The organism is Alistipes sp. DJF_B185, from assembly GCF_964250025.1.
In the GTDB taxonomy this organism is placed as follows: domain Bacteria; phylum Bacteroidota; class Bacteroidia; order Bacteroidales; family Rikenellaceae; genus Alistipes; species Alistipes finegoldii.
On record NZ_CAXUDY010000002.1, the window covers coordinates 297,509 to 317,943 of the forward strand.

Below are 20,435 nucleotides of genomic sequence, written 5' to 3' on the forward strand. Positions count from 1 at the left end.
GTAATCGGACGCTCACCGGGCCGAGGGGCGCATACGCGCCGAACAGTTAGCGTAAAAATGGCCGTAAGTTTGTTTTTCATCCGCCGAATGGATAATTTTACGTCTGCAACCTAAAACCAGCCCCATGTCCATCCAGATGAACCAATCGCTGTCGGTAGACTGCGCCGTGTTCGGTTTCAACGGCAAGTCGCTCAAAGTGCTGCTGATCGAGCGGCGCTACTATGCCCCCGACACCCGTCTCGACAAGCTCAAACTGCCGGGCGCCATGATTCTCGACAACGAGACGCTGCCGCAGGCCGCCTACCGTGTGCTCGAAGAGGCCACCGGACTGCGGGACGTATACCTCAAACAGATGGATATATTCTCCGATCCCAACCGGGTGAGCGGTGAGGAGCTGGAGTGGATCAACCGCTATCACGGCATACGGACCGAACGCGTGGTGACGGTGGGATATTACGCGCTGGTGAAGCTCGACACCCGTACCGTCGCCTACACCACGGCCAAGGGCGCACAATGGGTCGATGTCGATTCGATCCAGCGGCTGGCGATGGACCACAAGCAGATACTTTCGGCGGCGCTGGCGGTTCTCTGCCGCGAGATGCTGCAATCGCCCGTGGCTTTCGAACTGCTGCCACGCAAATTCACCATCCGCGCGCTCCAGAACCTCTACAGCGCAGTGCTGGGCATCGAAATCGACAACCGCAACTTCCGCAAGAAGATACTCGCGTCGGGGTTTCTGACCCCGACCGCAGAACGGGAACAGGGCGTAGCCCACAAGCCGGCGCAATATTATACCTTTAATAAAAACGCCTACAAAAAGGCGCTCAAGGCGAAGCTGAAGCTGGGATTCATCAACAACTGGAGGTATTGATCCATAACAACAGATAACATATGAAAAGTTTAGGCATAGACATAGGCTCCTCGTCGGTCAAGGTATCGCTGCTGGACATCGCGTCGGGCGAGTGCGCGGCCTCGTCCGCCAACCCCGCGACCGAAATGCCCATCGGATCGCCGCAGAGCGGCTGGGCCGAGCAGGACCCCGAAATGTGGTGGCATTACGTCTGCGAAGGCATTCGAACCATTGCGGCGCAGGGCTTCGCGATGAGCGACGTGGTGTCGGTGGGCATCACCTACCAGATGCACGGACTGGTCTGTCTCGACAAGCAGGGCCGTCCGCTGCGCCCCTCGATCATCTGGTGCGACTCGCGCGCCGTGGAGATCGGAGCCGAAGCGCTGGAAGGCATCGGGCGGGAGTTCTGTCTCGCGCATACGCTCAACTCACCGGGCAACTTCACTGCGTCGAAACTGGCGTGGGTCAGGCGCAACGAACCCGGCGTATTCGCGCAGATATACAAATTCATGCTCCCCGGCGACTACATCGCCTACCGCCTTTCGGGACGCATGTCCACCTCCGTCAGCGGCCTTTCGGAGCAGATACTCTGGGACTTCGAAGAGGAGCGGCGGGCCGACTTCGTGGCCGGATGGTACGGCATTCCGCAGGAGATGATCCCCGAAGCCCGCGTCTCGATCGGCACGGAGGCCCGCACGGACGAAGCGGCCGAACGGCTGCTGGGCATCCCCGCAGGTACCCCGATCTCCTACCGCGCCGGGGACCAGCCCAACAACGCCTTTTCACTCAACGTCATGGAGGCGGGCGAAGTCGCCGCAACAGGCGGCACGAGCGGCGTGGTATACGGCGTCACGGACAAACGCCAAGCCGACCCGCAGTCGCGCGTGAACACCTTCGTCCACGTCAATCACACGGCCAGCAATCCCCGTTACGGCATTCTGCTCTGCATCAACGGCACGGGCATCATGAACTCGTGGATACGCCGCAACGTCACGCAGGAGACGCTCGACTATGCGGAGATGAACCGGCAGGCCGCAAGCGTCCCGGCAGGTTCCGAAGGGCTGTCGGTCGTACCCTTCGGCAACGGAGCCGAACGGATGCTCTGCAACCGCTGCCCCAGAGCCGGAATCATCGGACTCGATCTCAACCGCCACACCACGGCCCACATCCTGCGTGCGACGCAGGAGGGCATCGCCTACTCCTTCCGCTACGGCATCGACATCATGCGCGGGCTGGGAGTGCGCCCCGACGTCATCCGCGCAGGCGCAGCAAACTTGTTCCTCTCGCCGCTTTTCCGGCAGACGCTCTCGACGCTCACGGGCGCCCGCATCGAACTGTTCAATACCGACGGCGCGCTGGGCGCAGCCCGCGGCGCGGCGCTGGGCGCCGGCTACTACAAGACGCGCGGCGAAGCGTTCGCCGCGTTGCGCAGGCTGGAGGTCGTGGAACCCGCCGAAGCTGACAGAGAGACGCTGGAAGAAGGTTACCGGGCATGGGTCCGGGAAGTAGAGAAAAGAATGGAATAACAACCTGAAAATCATTCAATATCATGGCATCAAAACAGTATTTCCCCACCGTGGGACAGATCGAATTCGAAGGCCTGGAGTCGAAGAACCCGATGGCTTTCCGTTACTACGACCCCGAAAAAATCGTGAAAGGCCGCAAGATGAAGGATTGGTTCCGTTTCTCGATGGCGTGGTGGCACACCCTCTGCGCCGAAGGCGGCGACCAGTTCGGCGGCGGCACCAAAACCTTCCCGTGGAACGAGTCCGCATGCCCGATCGAGCGCGCGAAAGCCAAGATGGACGCGGGTTTCGAATTCATGCGGAAGATCGGCATCGAGTACTATTGTTTCCACGACGTAGACCTCGTGGACGAAGCCGCGACGCCCGAAGAGTACGAAAAGAACCTCCGCCAGATCGTAGCCTACGCCAAGCAGAAGCAGGACGAAACCGGCATCAAACTGCTATGGGGCACGGCCAACGTCTTCGGCCACGCCCGCTACATGAACGGCGCCGCGACCAACCCCGACTTCGACGCCGCGGCCCGCGCCATGCTGCAGATCAAGAACGCCATCGACGCCACGATCTTTCTGGGCGGCGAGAACTACGTCTTCTGGGGCGGACGCGAAGGCTACATGTCGCTGCTCAATACCGACATGAAGCGCGAAAAGGAGCACATGGCCACCATGCTGCGCATGGCCCGCGACTACGCCCGTTCGAAGGGGTTCAAGGGCAACTTCCTGATCGAGCCCAAACCGATGGAGCCGATGAAGCACCAGTACGACGCCGACACGGAGACCGTCATCGGGTTCCTGCGGGCGCACGGGCTGGACAAGGATTTCAAGGTCAATATCGAGGTCAATCACGCCACGCTTGCCGGACACACCTTCGAGCACGAGTTGCAGTGCGCCGTCGATGCCGGGATGCTCGGCTCGATCGACGCCAACCGCGGCGACTACCAGAACGGCTGGGACACCGACCAGTTCCCGATCGACCTCTACGAAATGGTGCAAGCGATGATGGTCATCGTCCGCGGCGGCGGCCTGCAGGGCGGCGGCACGAACTTCGACGCCAAGACGCGCCGCAATTCGACCGACCCCGAAGACATCTTCATCGCCCACATCGCCGCGATGGACGTCATGGCCCGCGCGTTGCTCATCGCCGCCGACATTCTCGACAACTCGCCCTACGAAAAGATGCTCGCCGAACGTTACGCCTCCTACGACTCAGGCGAAGGCCGGCTCTTCGAAGAGGGCAAGCTCACGCTGGAGCAGGTCGCCGACTACGCCCGCCGGCACGAACCCGTCCAGCGCAGCGGCAAACAGGAGCTGTTCGAAGCGATCGTGAACATGTATATCTGACCTTATGACTAAAACCCAAGAAACCGGGAGCCGCGCCTATCTGCTTTCGATCGTGCTGGTGGCCATCATCGGCGGCCTGCTGTTCGGTTACGACACGGCCGTGGTGTCGGGAGCCGAGCAGGCCCTAGACCAGTTCTTCCGCAGTGCGGCGGACTTCACCTACACGCCGTGGATGCACGGCTTCACCGCATCGAGCGCGCTGGTGGGCTGCATCGTCGGCGGTGCGCTGTCGGGCCTGCTGGCCTCGCGTCTGGGACGCAAACGCACGCTCGTCGCGGCGGCCGTGCTGTTCTTCGTCTCGGCCGTCGGCTCGTGGCGGCCCGAAAGCGGCATCCTGCCCTACGGCGAGGCGTCGCTGCCGCTGCTGGCGTCGTTCAACATCTACCGCATTCTGGGCGGTATCGGCGTGGGACTTGCCTCGGCCGTGTGTCCGATGTACATTGCCGAAATCTCGCCCGCGAAGATCCGCGGCACGCTCGTCTCGTGCAACCAGTTCGCCATCATCTTCGGCATGCTGGTCGTCTACTTCGTGAACTATCTGATCCGCAACCAGCTGGGCGACACGGGCGAAGCCATTCAGGCCGCCAGGGTCTCCGTCGGCTGGCGCAGGATGTTCCTCAGCGAAGCGTTCCCCGCGGCGACCTTCCTGCTGCTGATCCTCTTCGTGCCCGAAACCCCGCGTTACCTGACCCTCACCGGACGCGATCAGAAGGCATTGCAGGTGCTCACGCGCATCAACGGCGCGGCCGAGGCCCGCACGATTCACACCGAAATCCGCCGGACGGTACACGCCAAGACCGAGCGGCTCTTCGCCTACGGCGCAGCGGTGATCCTGATCGGCATCCTGCTCTCGTTTTTCCAGCAGGCCATCGGCATCAACGTCGTGCTCTACTACGCCCCGCGCATCTTCGCCGGAATGGGCGCGTCGGGCGACGCTTCGATGCTCCAGACCGTGGTGATGGGCGTGGTCAATATCCTCTTTACGGTCGTGGCGATCTTCACCGTGGACCGCGTGGGCCGCAAACCGCTGCTCATCGTCGGTTCGGCGGGTATGATGATCGGCATGGCCGCTCTTGCGGCGCTTTCGTTCACCGGGTCGATCGGCATTGCGGCACTGGTCTTCATCATCATCTACACCGCATCGTTCATGATGTCGTGGGGCCCGATCTGCTGGGTGCTGATCTCCGAAATCTTCCCCAACACGATCCGCTCGCAGGCCGTGGCCGTAGCCGTGGCGGCGCAGTGGATCTCGAATTTCCTCGTCTCGGCGACCTTCCCCTCGCTGAGCGCATGGAGCGTCGGCGGCACCTACTGCATCTATGCTCTGATGTCGCTCGCCTCGGCTCTCTTCGTCTGGAAATGGGTACCCGAAACCAAGGGCAAAACCCTCGAAGAGATGTCGAAACTCTGGCGGAAAAACGGCGACTGAGCCGCGGCAAAAACAGACATTGCCGGCGAACCGGAAGACCGGGCCGGGCGGATTCGTAAATAAAAATTGTCAGCAGTAACGCAGCAACACGGGTATATGTCCCGCGTTACTGCGTTACCCGCTTTACGGAACCGCCGAACCGCCGCCGGGTCGGGTCGGATCGCTATTTTTACAAATTCTTCGCATACCGCTCCCGATTTCCCGAATCTTTTTATTACCTTTGCCGTCGATATTTCGAAGGGGTGCCTTACTATCAGGCTGAGATTATACCCATTGAACCGGATACGGGTAATGCCGAAACCGGGATGCATAATCTTTCAACGCATACCCCTTTTCAGTTCATTAACTTTTAAAAGTTCAGACATGAAAAGGTTTCTACTTCCCATCGCGGCCGTCGCGCTCTGCGTCGCCGCAAACACGGCGAGCGCCGAAACTCCGGCTACCGTCTCCCTCACCGCAGGCGTAACGAACGCCGCGACCGCCGCAGACGCGACACGATCCGCGGCGTTTGTCACGGCAGCTGCCGTTCCCCCTGCAAAGACAAGCGAAGCGATCACGGCAGCCGCCGGGCCGGGCCGGCCCGAAGACTCCGTGCGCATGTACCGCCTGCAGGAGATCGAGGTGACCGCCACGCGCGCATCGGGCAGCACGCCGGTCGCCTATACCGACCTTTCGCACGAAGTGATCGCCCGCAACAGCTACGGATTCGACATTCCGTCGGTGCTGGCGCTGACTCCCTCGATGATCGCCACCAACGAAACCGGCATCGGCATCGGCGGCACGTCGATGCGCCTGCGCGGAACCGACGCCACACGGCTCAACGTCACCATCAACGGCGTCTCGATGAACAACCCCGACTCGCACTCGATGTACTGGTACGACACGCCCGACCTCATCTCGTCGGTCGGCACGATGCAGATCCAGCGCGGCGCGGGCATCTCGACCAACGGCACGGGCGCCTTCGGCGGCGCGGTCAATATGTCCACGGCCCCGCTCGAAACCGAGTTCGGCGGCGACGTCTCGCTCTCGTACGGATCGTACAACACCAACAAACAGGCCGTGCACGTCTCGTCGGGGCTGATGGGCGGCCATTGGACGGTGGACGCACGCCTGACGCGCCTCTCCTCGGACGGCTACATCCGCCGCGGAGGGACCTCCCTCACCTCCTACATGTTCCAAGGCGGCTATTACAACGGCAACACGATGCTCAAGCTGGTTTCGTTCGGCGGCAAGGCCAAGACCAACCTCAGCTACAACGGCGCCACGCGCGACGAGATGCGTCTCAACGGCCGCCGTTACAACAGCAGCGGCATGTACTCCACCTCGGACGCCTACTCCCACCGCATCTGGAACAGCGAGGACGGCGAGTGGCAGCAGGTGAACTTCTACGACGACGAGACCGACAACTACCTGCAGATCAACAACCAGCTGATCCTCAGCCAGCGCTTGGGCGACCGATGGACGCTGAGCGCCACGGCCTTCTACACCTACGGTTACGGCTACTACAAGCAGTATAAGGACAACGCCAAACTCTTCGAATACCTCTTCCCCGACCATTTGGCCTACCAGACCGACGACCAAGGCAATTTCGTGACGGACGGCGACGGCGAACGAATCGCCGTACGCAGGGACCTGATCCGCGAAAAACTCATGCGCAACCATCTGGGCGGCGTGAACGCCGCGGCGGCCTACGCTGCGGAGAACCTCGATCTCGCCTTCGGCGGCTCGTGGAGCTACTACAGCTGTCCCCATTGGGGCGAGCTGGACTGGATGCAGGAGACCGATCCCGCCGACTACCGCAGCAAACGCTGGTACGACAACGACGTGGACAAGCAGGACGCCAACCTCTTCGCACGCGCCAACTGGACCGTAGCCCGCGGACTTAACCTCTTCGCCGACATGCAGTACCGCTACGTTCACTACAAGGCATGGGGCGTGAACGACAACTACGACGAAGCGAGCGGGGGCATGCAGCCCATCGACGTGGACGAGACATACCACTTCTTCAATCCCCGCGCCGGCGTCAGCTACTCGCCCGGCAAACGCCACAACTTCTATTTCTCGTTCGCCGTGGCGCAGAAGGAGCCGACGCGCAGCGACTTCACGGACCGCTACATGTTCTCCGGCGACGACTCGTACCCCTCCTCCGAGAAGCTCTACGACTACGAACTGGGCTACACCTACACCTCACCCCGTTTCAGTGCGGGCGTGAACCTCTACTACATGAAGTACAAGGACCAGCTGGTGCATACGGGCATGGTCAACGACAGTTCCGACGCGCTGAACGTCAACGTGCCCGACAGCTACCGCCGCGGCATCGAGCTGACGGCTTCGTGGCGCGTGACCGGGTGGTTCACCGCCGGCGCCAACGCCACCTTCAGCCAGAACAGGATCGAGAACTATGTGGACGCACTCTCGAACAGCCCCACCTACGGGCAGAATCTGGGCGAGCGGACCATCTCCTACTCGCCGTCGGCCATGGGGTCGCTGTTTCTGGACTTCCATTACCGGGGCTTCGAAGCCGTGCTGTACACGCAGGCCGTAGGCAAACAGTATTTTACCAACGACGAGAACGAGACGCTCTCGCTCGGCCGTTACTGCGTCACCAACCTCAATCTGGGCTACACGTTCCGCACCCGCGCCGCCCGAAGCGTGCGGCTGGGCCTGCAGATCAACAACCTCTTCAACGCCGAGTACGAAAGCAACGGCTACGGCTATTCGTACATGGACACGTGGAGCGACCCGACGCCCCGGCGCATCGACATGGCCTACTACTTCGCGCAGGCGCCCCTGAACGTGCTGGCCAACGTCACGGTAAAGTTCTGACGGGCAAATTCCGCCCCCCCCCGGAACCCGATCCGGAGGGACGCAACGCAGATAAAACGATGGATTGGAAACTTATCCTGCAGATCGCCGGCGTGGTGCTGGGGCTGCTCTATCTCTGGCTCGAATACCGCGCCGACATCCGGCTGTGGATCGTGGGACTCGTCATGCCGCTGGTCCACGGCGCGCTCTACTACAAGGCGGGGTTGTACGCCGACTGTTCGATGCAGGTCTACTACGTACTGGCAGGACTCTACGGCTGGCTCGTATGGCGCAACGCCCCGCGCAAAAAGCCCAAGACGGCCCGGAACGCGGCAGCGGCAGGACCGACCGATCAAACGGCCGGAAGCGAAGCACTCGCGGGGGGACACAACAGCCAACCGGACCGGAACACAACGGCGGGACATAGCGACCAAACGGCCTGCAATGCAGGACCCGAAGCGGCCCAAACAGCCCGGAGCGCAGAACCCGCCGCCGTCCGGATCGGGCATACGCCCCTGCGCTATGCAGCAGGACTGATCGCAGTCTACGCCGCGGCGCACGCCGGAATCTATTTCCTGCTCTCCCGGTTCACCAACAGCACCGTGCCCTTCTGGGACGCGATGACCACGGCGGCGAGCATCGTGGCGATGTGGATGCTCTCGCGCAAATACATCGAACAGTGGCTCGTCTGGCTGGCCGTCGATCTGACAACGATCGGGTTGTATCTCTACAAGGGAATCCCCCTCACCGCGGGACTCTACGCCCTCTACTCGGCGCTGGCCGTGGCCGGATACCTGCGCTGGCGCAAGCTCGCGGCACAAGAAACGACCGGCGCCGCAAAGTAACGCAGGCGAAGAATCACTACGGCGCAAGGCGCCGCCGACGCTGAGCAACACGACGCGAGTGAGACACAGCAGAGCAGCACAACGCGGAACGGCGCCGGCACTGGGCCGCCGAAACTCGGCGACCATTACGAATAACGCAGTAACGCAGGGTACGCCCCACGTTGCTGCGTTTTCGTATCCGGTTCTGTTCCGCAGAAAAGGACAACGCCCCAAAGTCTCGGAGTCCCTTCCCGGTAAAAAGCGAGGTCCGCAACGGAAAGCCCCCGCATAAGCAGTCCAATCCCAGCCCTCCGCCATAAATCGCCCCACTCCGGCCTCTCTCCCGCATCAACGGTTTCAAGCATAACAGCGGCTCACACCCGCAAACAGCGAGGTCCGCAACGGAAAGCCGTCTCCGCGTCCCTATTCCGGCAGGCCGTGCTCCCCGACATAGGCGAGGATCTCCTCGCGCAGTGCCTTGGGCGTCACGCTGCACCGCAGCACCAGCAGGTAGGAGTTGCGAATCTGCTCGCGGATAAAGCCGTCGGGCAGGTCGCCCGTGGTGCGGACGGCGTTCCAGTGGCGTTTGTTGAAGTGCCACGCCGCACTCACCTCGTCGTACTGCTCGCGCAGCAGCACGGCTTCGGCCGGATCGCATTTCACGGCGACCCATTCGAATTCGGCCATGTCGGCGCAGGCGAACATCTTGCCCCCGACCTTGTAGACAAGGGTCGTTTCGTCGAAGGGCGTAGTCTCTTCGGCCATCGGCAGCGACAGACAGTAGTCGCGGAAAGTCAGTACATCCATAATCGATCGTTTTTTCGTTCCGGTCCGGCACAATTCCGTCGCAGCGGTGCATTCCCACGGCCGGCCGGAATTACTCGCAGCCCAAAGATATATAATTTTTGGCACACGTATTGCGTCCTGCTCCCAAGTAAAATCAAAATCAAGGAAACGATGAAAAAAATTCTCCTCTGTATCTGCCTGCTGTCGACATTCGCAGCGGGTCTGGTCGGCTGCTCGCAGCAGCGGCAATGGAATCACGAACAGCGCAAGGCGATGCGCGAAGCCCTGCGCAGCTACCGTCAGATGGTCTATCTCGACGACCTTTCGGACGATGAATTCGTGCTCTTTACCGACGAGGTGGCCGGTGATCTGGAAGGGGCCTACCCCGTCTATACGACCTTCGTCGAAATGCCGGGCGTGACCGACACGGTCGACATGGTCGTCGTCACGACCATCGTGGACGAGCTGAACGCCGACGCGCACAACATGCGCCATATCTATCCGTACAACTATCTGGTGGCGCAGGGCGTGCTTCCCGCCGGGCTGGACCACCAGCAGCAGAAGGCTTTCTACAACTGCTTCGCAGGCAAGGTGAACGCTGCCTACAGCACCATGTCGCAGTTCTTCAACGCCATACTGGCCGACACGACCGACATGTCGCAGATTCGTCAGATGGAAGCCGGATGCGCCAACGACCTCTTCGACTGGGTGATTACCGAAGTGGAGGTGACCGAGACCGCCGACTGACAGAACCGGGACCCACGTAACCGGGACAACCGGAATCGCACGGCAAACGACGCGCAGCCGCACGGTCCGCGCACAAAAAAGGCAGGCTTTTGCAAAAGCCTGCCTTTTTTGTTTCAGATTCTCATCGGTTCACATACCCGTCAAAAAACAGCAGCGACGAATTCACAGCATTATTCAATAGGAAGATTGTGCTGTTTCAAAAACGAGAGTTTATCCCAATACCCTCTCTGAAAGACGATTTTATCGTTTTTCACATGAAAAAATCCACATCCGCGAAGTCCGAGCTGATCTTTCCATTCCATTATCGCCCATTCTCCTTCTTCAAAAATATTCTCTACGATACAAACCATTTCAGCCGTTGCAAATTCATTTGCAAACATTTCATGGATCGCCGTTTTACCTACCACCGGTTTATTCGCAACCTGATGGTTTACCGCATCTTCGGCATACAGCTCCGTAAGACGAACCGCATCGGCGGCATTAAAGCGGTCTATCCACTTTTCCAAAACTTCTTTAGGCGTCATAATCATGCTTGATTTATAGTTCGGATTTACCTTCCAAGCGGCTTCCGAGTGTTATACATCGTTTTTAAAGAGACTAACGTATTATTTTCCGCTTCTTCCCGGAAACGCCGCCCGACACGACCGCTTGCCGCACGCCGTTTTCCGGCGCAGATTCCGGCCGCGGCCGCTACTTTCCCTCGCACGGACACTCGCCGCGCTCCTGCCGGTCGTAGAACTCCCGGCCCACGACGATACGGACCGCCTTGTGGAGAATCGAGAATTCGAGCGGCGTCTCGCCCAGCAGCTCACCGTCCACCTCGACCGAAATTTCGGGCGACGACTCGATGCGGATACAGCTCCCCCTCTCCTGCAGGATATGCCGGATGCGGTAGATGCCGCCGTTGAACAGGTAGTGGAAGCGGAACAGCAGGTGCCAGAAATGCACGGGACGCACCAGCGACACGTCGAGCATACCGTCGTCGGCCACGGCGTCGGGCAGCTGCTGCATGCCGCCGACGTTGTACTTACAGATGCCGATGGCGATGCTGAACAGCAGGTTGTTGTAAACCAGCCGGTCGTCGACCCACACCTTCACGCCCGTCGACTTGTAGCGGAAGAAGTTCTTGACCAGACACCACGTGGAGCGCCAGCGGCTTTTGCGGCCCTTTTTCTTGAGGTGCGAAAGCTTGCGCACCATCCGCGCGTCGAAACCCGCGCCCGCTACGTTGGCCATATAGCGGCTCTGGCGGTAGTGCGACTCCTCGTACGACACCACGCCCACGTCCTGCAGGAACGAGTAGCCCTCGCCGATGGCCTTCACGGCATCCTGATAGCGGTTCGAAATACCGAACGTGCGGACCCAGTCGTTGCCCGTTCCCACGGCGATCACCGCCAGCAGCACCTCGTCGGGACAGACCTCCTGCTGGATGAAAAGTCCGTTCACCACCTCGTGCAGCGTGCCGTCGCCGCCCACGACGATGATATTGCGGTAACCCTCCTTGACGGCCGACACGGTAAGTTCCGTGGCGTGGAACTTATGCTCCGTGAAGACCGGTTCGCAGACGATATGGGCGTCGCGCAGGAGCTTCGATATCTGCGGAAAATGGTCAAGCCCGCGGCCGCCTCCGGCCACGGGATTGACAATGACGAACCATTTGACCTTGTCGGCTTCCAAAGCGCACTACTTTTTGGGAATATTGCGCAGCGTATCGACCATGAAGTCGTAGAACTTGCCCACCGACGCGATCTCCACCTTCTCGTCGGGCGAGTGGGGATAGCAGATCGTAGGTCCGAACGAAATCATGTCCATCTTGGGATATTTGCTGCCGATGATGCCGCATTCGAGTCCGGCGTGAATCGCCGTCACGGCGGGTTCCTTGCCGTAGAGGGCCTTGTAGGAAGCAGTCATGGCCTTGAGGATCGGCGACTCCATGTTCGGATTCCAGCCGTCGTAGCTGCCCGTGAGCTGTACCTTGGCCCCGGCCAGAGAGAATACCGCGGCGATCGCTTCGCCCAGCGCGGCCTTCTCCGAGTTCACCGAGCTGCGCAGCAGGCACTGCAGTTTGACGCTCTTGCCGTCGGAGACCACGCGCGCGAGGTTGCTCGAAGTCTGCACCAGTCCGGGCATCGACACCGACATGCGCTGCACGCCGTCGGGACATCCCACAACGGCTTTGGTCAGCTGGGCGGCCACGTCGGCGGCGATCCGCTCCTTCGGGGCTTCGCACTCCTTCAGTTTGATCGACACGGCGTCCTCGATGCCGGCATATTCGGCCTTAATGACCTTTTCATAGGCTTTCAGCTCCTTGGCGAAAGCTTCGTACTCCTTGGTTTTGACCATCACGACCGCCTCGGCTTCGCGGGGAATGGCGTTGCGCAGGCCGCCGCCGTCCACCGAACAGAGCACCAGATCGCGCGACGCCGACGCGGCGTTCAGGAAACGGAACAGCACCTTGTTGGCGTTGGCGCGCTGGCAGACGATCTGAATGCCCGAATGGCCGCCCTTGAGTCCCTTGACTGTGATCCGGGCCGCGGTGTAGTTGCGCGCGGGCGTCGGCTCGGCGGCATATTTGAAGACGATGTTCGCGTCCAACCCTCCGGCGCAGCCCACGTACAGCTCGCCCTCGGTCTCCGAGTCGAGATTCAGCAGGATGTCACCGTGCAGCAGCCCCTTTTTCAGCCCGAACGCGCCGTCCATCCCCGTCTCCTCGGTGGCCGTGAAGAGCGCTTCCAGCGGACCGTGTACCAGCGAATCGTCCTCCAGCACGGCCAGAATGGCCGCCGCGCCGATGCCGTTGTCCGCACCGAGCGTCGTGCCGTCGGCCGTCACCCACTCGCCGTCGACATAGGCGTCGATCGCATCTTTCGTGAAGTCGAACTTCTTGTCGTTGTTCTTCTGGGGCACCATGTCGAGGTGGGCCTGCAGGACCACGCCCTTGCGGTCCTCCATGCCTTTCGAGGCGGGTTTGCGGACATAGACGTTATGTGCGGCGTCCTCCTTGCATTCGAGTCCTTTCTCCCGTGCGAAATCCATGACGTATTTGCGGATCTTCTCCTCGTGCGACGAGGGGCGCGGAATGCGTACGATCTGAGCGAAATGCTTCCAGACCAGCGCCGGCTTCAGGGCCGCGAGATTGCGTGTGTCGTTCATAAAAGTAGGTTTTAATGATATGTTATCGTTTTGCGTATTCTTTCATTCTCGTTCAGCCCTGCCGTCGTTGCCGCCGCCTTTGGCGTCGTTTACAGGTCTGCTTCTCCCCTAGCCTGCCGCTTCGGCGACGCGCCGTAATCCTCTCCCCGGCGGGAACCTCCCGCATGCGGCCGGAAGGCCCGTCCCGGAGCGGTTCCGTCCTTACTTTTCAACTTTGGACAGGTCCGTCCCGCACTTGTCGAACGCCTCGACGATATGCTTCACCAATGGGTGGCGCACGATGTCGCGCACGTCGAATTCGACGATGCCGATGCCCTCCACCTCGCGCAGAATCTCCATCGTGCGCACCAGCCCGCTGTCGCTTTTGCGCGGCAGGTCGATCTGCGTCACGTCGCCCGTGACGATGAACTTGGCGTTGCGGCCCATGCGCGTCAGGAACATCTTGATCTGCGAGAGCGTCGTGTTCTGCGCCTCGTCCAGAATGACGAAGGCGTTGTCGAGCGTGCGGCCGCGCATGTAGGCCAGCGGCGCGATCTGCACCGTGCCCTCCTCCAGATACTTCGCCAACTTGGCAGGCGGAATCATGTCGTTCAGCGCATCGTACAGCGGCTGCAGGTAGGGGTCCAGCTTCTCCTTCATGTCACCGGGCAGGAAACCCAGCTTCTCGCCCGCTTCAACTGCCGGGCGCGTGAGGATGATGCGCCGCACCTGCTTCTCCTTCAGGGCGCGCACAGCCAGCGCAATGGCCGTATAGGTCTTGCCCGATCCGGCGGGTCCCACGGCGAAGAGCAGGTCGTTCCTGTCATAAAGTTTCACCAGCCTGAGCTGGTTGACCGTGCGGGCGCGGACGATGTTGCCGTTGTTGCCGTAGACGATCACGTCCTTGTCGACCGGGGCCTCCTGCGCAGCGATGCCGCCCGCAAAGCACTGGTCGATGACCTGCGACGAGATGTGTCCGTATTTGAGATAATAGGCCACCAGCCCCTCCATGCGTTCCTCGAAACGCCGCGTCTCGGCTTCGGAACCGAGGACTTTGAGCGAAGAGCCCCGCGCGACGATCCTGAGCTGGGGGTGAAGCGATTTCATCTGATCGAGGTAGACATTCCGGGGCCCGTACAGCTCGCGGGGGTCTGCGCCCTCGATGAGTATCTCTTTTCCGACTGCGTCTGTCATAGGCTAAAAAAGGTATCCGAAGTTAAGCGCCACGTTATACGTGCGGAGTTTGTCGAGCTTGCCGCCGTCGGGAAGCACCACGTCCTTCTTGCTTTTGAACTGGCCGTTGTAGCGCAGGTCCACCAGCAGATGGCCCAGCAGCTTGACTCCCGCGCCCACCGTGTAGGACATCGTGGGACGCACGCGGCCGAAATCGAGCAGGTCGCCGCCCGACTTCTGCTTGCAGTCGTTCATCACCGTAAAGACGGGACCGGCATAGATCCGCACGGGACGCAGCAGGCGGAACGACAACAGCACCGGCACGTCGATGGAATTGGACTTGAGGTTGATCTCCTTCTGCCCCTCAGGACGGATGCGAAGCCCCTGACGCACATAGAGTATCTGCGGTTCGACGGCGAAAGCACCCAAATTGACCGCCGTGGTGATACCGGCCTGCCAGCCCAGTTTGTTCTTGACGTCGGTGCCCGACATGTTGGTCGTGTAGTCGGGGATGTTGATGCCGCCCAGTACGCCCCATTCGATCCGGGCGCGGGGCCGCTGCGCCGCGGCAGAGAGCGCGCAAACGACCAGCAAAGAGGTTACTACGATCTTACGAATCATCGTTTTCAGTTTTTATTGCTTTATTTTCAGTTTGAAGCTCGCCCAGAGCATGTAGCCCACGCACAGGGCGACGAACAGCATGCCCCAGTGCGCATCGCCGCTCCAGCGGACAATGGCCCCGCAGACGGGTCCCGAAACGGCTCCCGCCGAGATGGCCAGAATCATCAGCCCCGCCACTTCGTTGGCCTTTTCGGGCACGGCCTTGGTCGCCACGGCGTAGAACGTCGCGAAAACGCAGGCCATGGCGAATCCTGTCAGCCCCACGGCGGCGTAAACCGCCGTTTCGCCGCGCACCAGTAGCAGCACGGCGCAGAGCGCCAAAGCCCCCGCCATGTTCCAGCGCAGGTATTTCACGTCCGACACCCGCACCAGCACCCACGCCCCGACGAGCGTGCCGACGATGCGGCAGGCGTAGAAGCCCGTGGTGGTGAGTATCGAATCGGGGTTGTCGATCAGCCGCACCGAGAGGAATCCGATCCCCACGTCGCCCGCGATGAAACACGCCACGCCCAGCGTGCAGAGCAGCACCGTCGGGTTTCCCAGCAGCCGGAAGCAGTCAGCCATGCCCGCGGCGCGGTCGCTGCGCGGCGGTTCGACCACCGAAGTCGCCTGCAGCCAGATGCCGCCCAGCACCGTAAGGCCCGCATAGATCGGCAGCAGCAGACGCCACGATCCGGTGAGCGCCACGAGCGCGGTGACGATCGGCGCCAGCAGCAGGAGCGAGGTGTTGCGGAAGATCTGGCCCACCGTGAGGTAGCTGGTCATCCGCTCGCCCGGCACGATGGTGGCCAGCAGGGGATTGATCGCCACCTGAATCGCCGTATTGCCCACGCCCAACAGTCCGAAGCCGGCGAAATACCACCCCAGCGCACACCCTTCGCCCGCAACGTAGGGGACCATCAGACCGACGACCGTAAAGGCGTAGCCGATCAGCGCGGTCGCCTTGCGGCCTATGCGGTTCATCAGCGCGGCCAGCGGCGTGGAGAGCACCAGAAACCAGAGGAAAACCATCGTGGGCAGGAAGCTCACGGCCGCCTGCCGCGACGCGGGAAACTCCAGTGCGATGCGTCCCGTAATCGGAGCCACCATATCGCAGAAACCCATTATGAAGAAGCCCATCAACACGGGGCCGAGCACTCGTTTATCTACTTTACCGACACGCATGAGCGGCGAAATTTCAGGTATACAATTTTTCAAAGTTACATTTTTTTCCATAAAAACCGATTTCCGGACCGCGATTATTTCACAATTTTTTCTCTTTGCGGCGCCGACGCCGAATCCCGACCGACAAAAAACGTGCGAGAAACGCCGTTCCACTCTCCACGCCTTATGTCCCGCCTTTCCCCGCAAACTCTGCCCCTCGCCATTCACTCACGCAAAAAACAGCCCGCAGGATCGGCCGTTCGGACTCCGCCGCAGCAAAATGCGGCAGGGGCTTGTTTTTAACCGCAGATTTTTATATATTTGTAGGAAAGCCAAATGATCGCATGATGTTTCAATTCGCCCATATAGCACCGATAACACTGCCGCTCGAAGACCCGATCCTGAAGTTTCTGCTGATTCTGATCATCATTCTGGCGGCGCCGCTGCTCCTGAACAAGCTGAAGATCCCCTATCTTTTGGGGCTGATAATCGCCGGCGCGGTTATCGGCCCTCACGGACTCAACCTCGTGCTGCGCGACAGCAGCATCATCCTTTCGGGGACCGCCGGCCTGCTCTACATCATGTTTCTTTCGGGACTGGACATGGATACGTCCGACTTCAAAAAAAGCGGCTGGCGCAGTCTCGTCTTCGGACTCTACACCTTCTGCGTACCGCTCGCGCTCGGCATTCTGGCAGGTTATTACATTATGGGATTCCCGATCTACTCCTCGATCCTGCTTGCCGGACTCTTCGCCTCCCAGACCCTTATAGCCTATCCCATCGTCAGCAAGCTCGGCATCTCGCGCGACAAGGCCGTCACGATCGCCGTCGGCGGCACGGTCATCACCGACACGCTGGCCCTGCTGCTGCTCACGGTGATCGTCGGCATGGCCACAGGCAACGTGGATGAAAGCTTCTGGTGGAGGCTCAGCGCCTCGGTGCTGTTGTGCATCGGCATCATCCTGTTCCTCTTTCCGCTGCTGGCGCACTGGTTCTTCAAACAGTGCAGCGACAACGTATCCCAGTATATCTTCGTGCTGGCGATGGTCTTCCTCGGCGCCTACCTCGCACAGCTCGCGGGGCTGGAACCGATCATCGGCGCCTTCCTCTCCGGTCTGGCCCTCAACCGGCTCATACCCCGCACCTCGCCGCTGATGAACCGCATCGAGTTCGTGGGCAACGCCATCTTCATCCCCTTCTTCCTCATAGGCGTGGGCATGCTCATCGACTACCGGGCCTTCTTCCGCGACTGGGAGAGCATCGAAGTGGCGCTGATCATGATCGTCCTGATCACCGCCGCCAAATACATCGCCGCCTATCTCACGCAGAAGACATTCCGTCTCTCACCGGACCAGCGCACCGTGATCTTCGGACTGAGCAGCGCCCATGTCGCGGCAACGCTCGCGGCGGTGATGGTCGGCTACAACGTCATACTGGGCCACACGCCCGACGGCGAGCCGATCCGCCTGTTGAGCGAAAGCGTGCTCAACGGCACGATCCTGATGATTCTGGCCACCTGCACGGTCTCGACCTTCGCCACGCAGCGGGGCGCGCACAACATCGCCATGCGCAATGCGCAGGACGACGACGAACAGCCCCAGCAGGAGGACCACATCCTCATTCCGGTCGCCAACGAGCAGACCGTGAGCGAGCTGGTAAGCCTGAGCACGACCCTCAAGAAGGCCAAATCCCGCAACGGACTCTACGCCCTGAACGCCATCGACAACAAGATCGAGGACCCCACGGTCGAAAAGCGGGGCCGCAAAATCCTCGACACGGCCGCCAAAGCCGCCGCCGCGTCGGACAACTACCTGCAGGCGCTGCTCCGCTACGACGTAAACATCGCCAACGCCATCGTCAGCGTGGTCAAGGAGCGCAGCATCACCGACATCGTGATGGGCATGCACCACGACCGCACGCCGGGCGGTTCTGGCATCGGCCGCATGGCCGCCGACGTGCTGGGACAGAGCAATGTCACCACCTATCTCTACCACCCCGCGCAACCCCTGCCGACCATCAAGCGGCATCTGGTGGTCGTACCGGAGAAGGCCGAAAAGGAGGCCGGGTTCCAGATGTGGATTCAGAAACTGCGCAACATCGCCGACAATTCGGGCGCCCGGATCGTGTTCTACGCCCCGGAAAGCACCATGCAGTACCTGCGCCCCACCCGCGGCAAACGCTCGGCCAAGGCCGAATACGTGGTCTCCAACCCGTGGGACGACCTCACGGCGCTCACTTACGAGACCAAACGCGACGACTGCCTGTGGGTCGTGATGAGCCGCCGCGAGCGGGTCTCCTACCACCCCGCCATGAGCAAGGTCCCCGCCTACATGGAGCAATTCTTCGCCGACAACAGCTTCGTGCTGGTCTACCCCGTACAGGCCGGCGACACGGAGAGCTGGTATATATAATAAGTATCCGGACGAGTATTCTCTGTCCTGCAGTTTTTACAGAGTGTGTTCCGCAAGAGTCCCGCGCATTTGGTTTTGCGCCCGACCTGCACTATCCGTGCAGCATACAGGCGGCGTACGGACAATGCTCAAATAAATTTGGCATTGCGCCCGACTTGCACTATCTTTGCCCTAAGAAAAAAGAAAAGAATATGAGCCTTGTAGCAATCGTGGGCCGTCCTAACGTCGGCAAAAGCACCCTCTTCAACCGTCTGGTGGGCCAGCGGAAGGCCATCGTCGATGCGACGGCCGGCACCACCCGCGACCGCCACTACGGCAAAACGGACTGGAACGGAAAGGAATTTTCGGTGATCGACACCGGCGGCTACACCGTCAATTCGGAGGATATTTTCGAAGACGAAATCCGCCGTCAGGTATTGCTGGCCATCGACGAGGCCGACGTGATCCTCTTTCTGGTGGAGGTTGCGACCGGCATCACCGACCTCGACCAGCTGATGGCCGATATCCTGCGCCGCACCTCGAAAAAGGTGATCCTCGTCTGCAACAAAGTGGACAACAACGACCAGATCTACTCCTCGCACGAGTTCTACGCCCTCGGTTTGGGCGATCCGTTCTGCATCAGTTCGATGAGCGGCAGCGGTACGGGCGACCTGATGGACGCCATCCTCGCGGCGCTGCCCGCGGAGACCGTCGCCGAAGAGGACGAGGACCTGCCCCATATCACCATCGTCGGCCGTCCCAACGTCGGCAAGTCGTCGATGACCAACGCGCTGCTGGGCGAGGAACGCAACATCGTGACCTCGATCGCCGGCACCACCCGCGACTCGATCCACACCCGCTACAACAAGTTCGGCATGGATTTCTACCTCGTGGACACGGCAGGCATGCGCAAGAAGGGCAAGGCGATGGAGGACCTCGAATTCTACTCGGTGATGCGCTCGATCCGCGCCATCGAGAATTCCGACGTCTGCATCCTGATGCTCGACGCCCAGCAGGGACTCGAATCGCAGGACCTCAACATCCACAACCTGATCGTCCGCAACCGCAAGGGCTGCGTGATCGTGGTCAACAAGTGGGACCTCATAGAGAAAGACAACAACACGATGAAGGAGTGGACGGAGTTCCTGAAAAAGAAACTCGCACCGTTCAACGACATTCCGATCATCTTCACCTCGGTACTCAGCAAACAGCGCATATTCGACGTGCTCCAGACCGCGATCCGGGTCTACCAGTCGCGCAAACGCCGCATCTCGACCTCAGAGCTGAACGATTTCCTGCTGCCGCTGATCGAGAACTATCCGCCCCCCGCGACCAAGGGCAAATACATCAAGATCAAGTACGTGACCCAGCTCCCGACGCCCACGCCGCAGTTCGCGTTTTTCGTAAACCTGCCGCAGTACATCAAGGAGCCTTACCGCCGGTTCCTCGAAAACAACATCCGCGACCACTGGGATTTCGCCGGGGTACCGATGCAGATTTATTTCCGGCAGAAGTAAGACGGCCGCAATACAAGGCTACCGGACCTCTTTCGCACGACGAAATCCGGAAGCGATATTCCCGCCAAGTCCCCCTTTGACAAAGGGGGACTTTTTATACTCCGGAGTACCTGTGCAGGTCCATTCCCGGCGGAAGTAACCCGGCTTCAAACGGG

The 20,435-nt window shown here is 60.6% G+C and carries 16 protein-coding genes and 1 riboswitch; of the genes, 9 read left to right on the plus strand and 7 right to left on the minus strand.

What is annotated here, in order from left to right:
• The first annotated feature begins 124 nt into the window (after window positions 1-124).
• The 6 genes from ACESTR_RS04480 (at window position 125) to pnuC (ending at window position 8,792) form a co-directional block, all read left to right on the plus strand.
• A complete protein-coding gene (locus ACESTR_RS04480; protein WP_009597979.1) occupies window positions 125-871 on the plus strand; it encodes an NUDIX hydrolase in 747 nt (248 codons plus the stop codon).
• Between the two features lie 20 nt (window positions 872-891).
• Entirely contained in the window at window positions 892-2,376 is a 1,485-nt protein-coding gene (locus ACESTR_RS04485; RefSeq protein ID WP_333848254.1) for a xylulokinase, read from the plus strand.
• Window positions 2,377-2,399: 23 nt separating this feature from the next.
• Entirely contained in the window at window positions 2,400-3,713 is a 1,314-nt protein-coding gene (xylA, locus tag ACESTR_RS04490; RefSeq protein ID WP_009598042.1) for a xylose isomerase, read from the plus strand.
• A gap of 4 nt (window positions 3,714-3,717) precedes the next feature.
• Complete coding sequence (gene xylE / locus ACESTR_RS04495; RefSeq protein WP_279063346.1) at window positions 3,718-5,142, plus strand: D-xylose transporter XylE; 1,425 nt, start codon at window positions 3,718-3,720, stop codon at window positions 5,140-5,142.
• 228 nt (window positions 5,143-5,370) lie between these two features.
• A riboswitch (TPP riboswitch) is annotated at window positions 5,371-5,465 on the plus strand.
• A gap of 40 nt (window positions 5,466-5,505) precedes the next feature.
• Entirely contained in the window at window positions 5,506-7,968 is a 2,463-nt protein-coding gene (locus tag ACESTR_RS04500) for a TonB-dependent receptor (RefSeq protein ID WP_302268220.1), read from the plus strand.
• A 59-nt stretch (window positions 7,969-8,027) separates the two neighbouring features.
• Entirely contained in the window at window positions 8,028-8,792 is a 765-nt protein-coding gene (gene pnuC, locus ACESTR_RS04505; RefSeq protein ID WP_302268218.1) for a nicotinamide riboside transporter PnuC, read from the plus strand.
• A gap of 402 nt (window positions 8,793-9,194) precedes the next feature.
• On the opposite strand, the gene ACESTR_RS04510 is transcribed toward pnuC, so the two are convergent.
• A complete protein-coding gene (locus ACESTR_RS04510) occupies window positions 9,195-9,578 on the minus strand; it encodes an MmcQ/YjbR family DNA-binding protein (RefSeq protein ID WP_009598023.1) in 384 nt (127 codons plus the stop codon).
• Between the two features lie 150 nt (window positions 9,579-9,728).
• On the opposite strand from ACESTR_RS04510, the gene ACESTR_RS04515 reads away from it, so the two are divergent.
• Window positions 9,729-10,304, plus strand: coding sequence for a hypothetical protein (locus tag ACESTR_RS04515; RefSeq protein ID WP_009597926.1), 576 nt, complete (start codon window positions 9,729-9,731; stop codon window positions 10,302-10,304).
• Between the two features lie 170 nt (window positions 10,305-10,474).
• Here ACESTR_RS04515 and ACESTR_RS04520 read toward each other — a convergent pair whose 3' ends face one another.
• From ACESTR_RS04520 to ACESTR_RS04545, 6 genes are all read right to left on the minus strand, one after another.
• The gene (locus ACESTR_RS04520) at window positions 10,475-10,828 is read right to left on the minus strand and encodes a nuclear transport factor 2 family protein (protein WP_373178892.1); all 354 of its coding nucleotides are present in this window, start codon (window positions 10,826-10,828) and stop codon (window positions 10,475-10,477) included.
• A gap of 166 nt (window positions 10,829-10,994) precedes the next feature.
• Complete coding sequence (locus tag ACESTR_RS04525) at window positions 10,995-11,981, minus strand: diacylglycerol/lipid kinase family protein (protein ID WP_014776128.1); 987 nt, start codon at window positions 11,979-11,981, stop codon at window positions 10,995-10,997.
• Window positions 11,982-11,987: 6 nt separating this feature from the next.
• Window positions 11,988-13,457, minus strand: a complete 1,470-nt coding sequence (locus ACESTR_RS04530) for an aminoacyl-histidine dipeptidase (RefSeq protein ID WP_009597900.1) — start codon at window positions 13,455-13,457, stop codon at window positions 11,988-11,990.
• Window positions 13,458-13,658: 201 nt separating this feature from the next.
• Window positions 13,659-14,630 (minus strand): PhoH family protein, encoded by a 972-nt coding sequence (locus ACESTR_RS04535; RefSeq protein WP_014776127.1) that lies wholly within the window; start codon window positions 14,628-14,630, stop codon window positions 13,659-13,661.
• A 3-nt stretch (window positions 14,631-14,633) separates the two neighbouring features.
• Complete coding sequence (locus ACESTR_RS04540) at window positions 14,634-15,230, minus strand: porin family protein (protein WP_009598037.1); 597 nt, start codon at window positions 15,228-15,230, stop codon at window positions 14,634-14,636.
• Between the two features lie 12 nt (window positions 15,231-15,242).
• Window positions 15,243-16,394, minus strand: coding sequence for an MFS transporter (locus ACESTR_RS04545; protein ID WP_278433889.1), 1,152 nt, complete (start codon window positions 16,392-16,394; stop codon window positions 15,243-15,245).
• 326 nt (window positions 16,395-16,720) lie between these two features.
• Here ACESTR_RS04545 and ACESTR_RS04550 point away from each other — a divergent pair, with 326 nt between their 5' ends.
• Together ACESTR_RS04550 and der are read left to right on the plus strand one after the other, a co-directional pair.
• Complete coding sequence (locus ACESTR_RS04550; protein WP_373178925.1) at window positions 16,721-18,784, plus strand: cation:proton antiporter; 2,064 nt, start codon at window positions 16,721-16,723, stop codon at window positions 18,782-18,784.
• A gap of 191 nt (window positions 18,785-18,975) precedes the next feature.
• Window positions 18,976-20,280, plus strand: coding sequence for a ribosome biogenesis GTPase Der (der, locus tag ACESTR_RS04555; RefSeq protein ID WP_195291128.1), 1,305 nt, complete (start codon window positions 18,976-18,978; stop codon window positions 20,278-20,280).
• The last annotated feature ends 155 nt before the right edge of the window (window positions 20,281-20,435 follow it).

What these genes read in the sequence shown, in the direction of transcription:
- ACESTR_RS04540 (WP_009598037.1), bottom strand. Translation starts at nt 15,230, where the DNA reads ATGATTCGTAAGATCGTAGTAACCTCTTTGCTGGTCGTTTGCGCGCTC.
- ACESTR_RS04530 (WP_009597900.1), bottom strand. Translation starts at nt 13,457, where the DNA reads ATGAACGACACACGCAATCTCGCGGCCCTGAAGCCGGCGCTGGTCTGG.
- xylA (WP_009598042.1), top strand. Translation starts at nt 2,400, where the DNA reads ATGGCATCAAAACAGTATTTCCCCACCGTGGGACAGATCGAATTCGAA.
- ACESTR_RS04550 (WP_373178925.1), top strand. Translation starts at nt 16,721, where the DNA reads ATGTTTCAATTCGCCCATATAGCACCGATAACACTGCCGCTCGAAGAC.
- pnuC (WP_302268218.1), top strand. Translation starts at nt 8,028, where the DNA reads ATGGATTGGAAACTTATCCTGCAGATCGCCGGCGTGGTGCTGGGGCTG.
- xylE (WP_279063346.1), top strand. Translation starts at nt 3,718, where the DNA reads ATGACTAAAACCCAAGAAACCGGGAGCCGCGCCTATCTGCTTTCGATC.
- ACESTR_RS04480 (WP_009597979.1), top strand. Translation starts at nt 125, where the DNA reads ATGTCCATCCAGATGAACCAATCGCTGTCGGTAGACTGCGCCGTGTTC.
- ACESTR_RS04485 (WP_333848254.1), top strand. Translation starts at nt 892, where the DNA reads ATGAAAAGTTTAGGCATAGACATAGGCTCCTCGTCGGTCAAGGTATCG.
- der (WP_195291128.1), top strand. Translation starts at nt 18,976, where the DNA reads ATGAGCCTTGTAGCAATCGTGGGCCGTCCTAACGTCGGCAAAAGCACC.
- ACESTR_RS04535 (WP_014776127.1), bottom strand. Translation starts at nt 14,630, where the DNA reads ATGACAGACGCAGTCGGAAAAGAGATACTCATCGAGGGCGCAGACCCC.
- ACESTR_RS04545 (WP_278433889.1), bottom strand. Translation starts at nt 16,394, where the DNA reads ATGCGTGTCGGTAAAGTAGATAAACGAGTGCTCGGCCCCGTGTTGATG.
- ACESTR_RS04520 (WP_373178892.1), bottom strand. Translation starts at nt 10,828, where the DNA reads ATGACGCCTAAAGAAGTTTTGGAAAAGTGGATAGACCGCTTTAATGCC.
- ACESTR_RS04510 (WP_009598023.1), bottom strand. Translation starts at nt 9,578, where the DNA reads ATGGATGTACTGACTTTCCGCGACTACTGTCTGTCGCTGCCGATGGCC.
- ACESTR_RS04515 (WP_009597926.1), top strand. Translation starts at nt 9,729, where the DNA reads ATGAAAAAAATTCTCCTCTGTATCTGCCTGCTGTCGACATTCGCAGCG.
- ACESTR_RS04500 (WP_302268220.1), top strand. Translation starts at nt 5,506, where the DNA reads ATGAAAAGGTTTCTACTTCCCATCGCGGCCGTCGCGCTCTGCGTCGCC.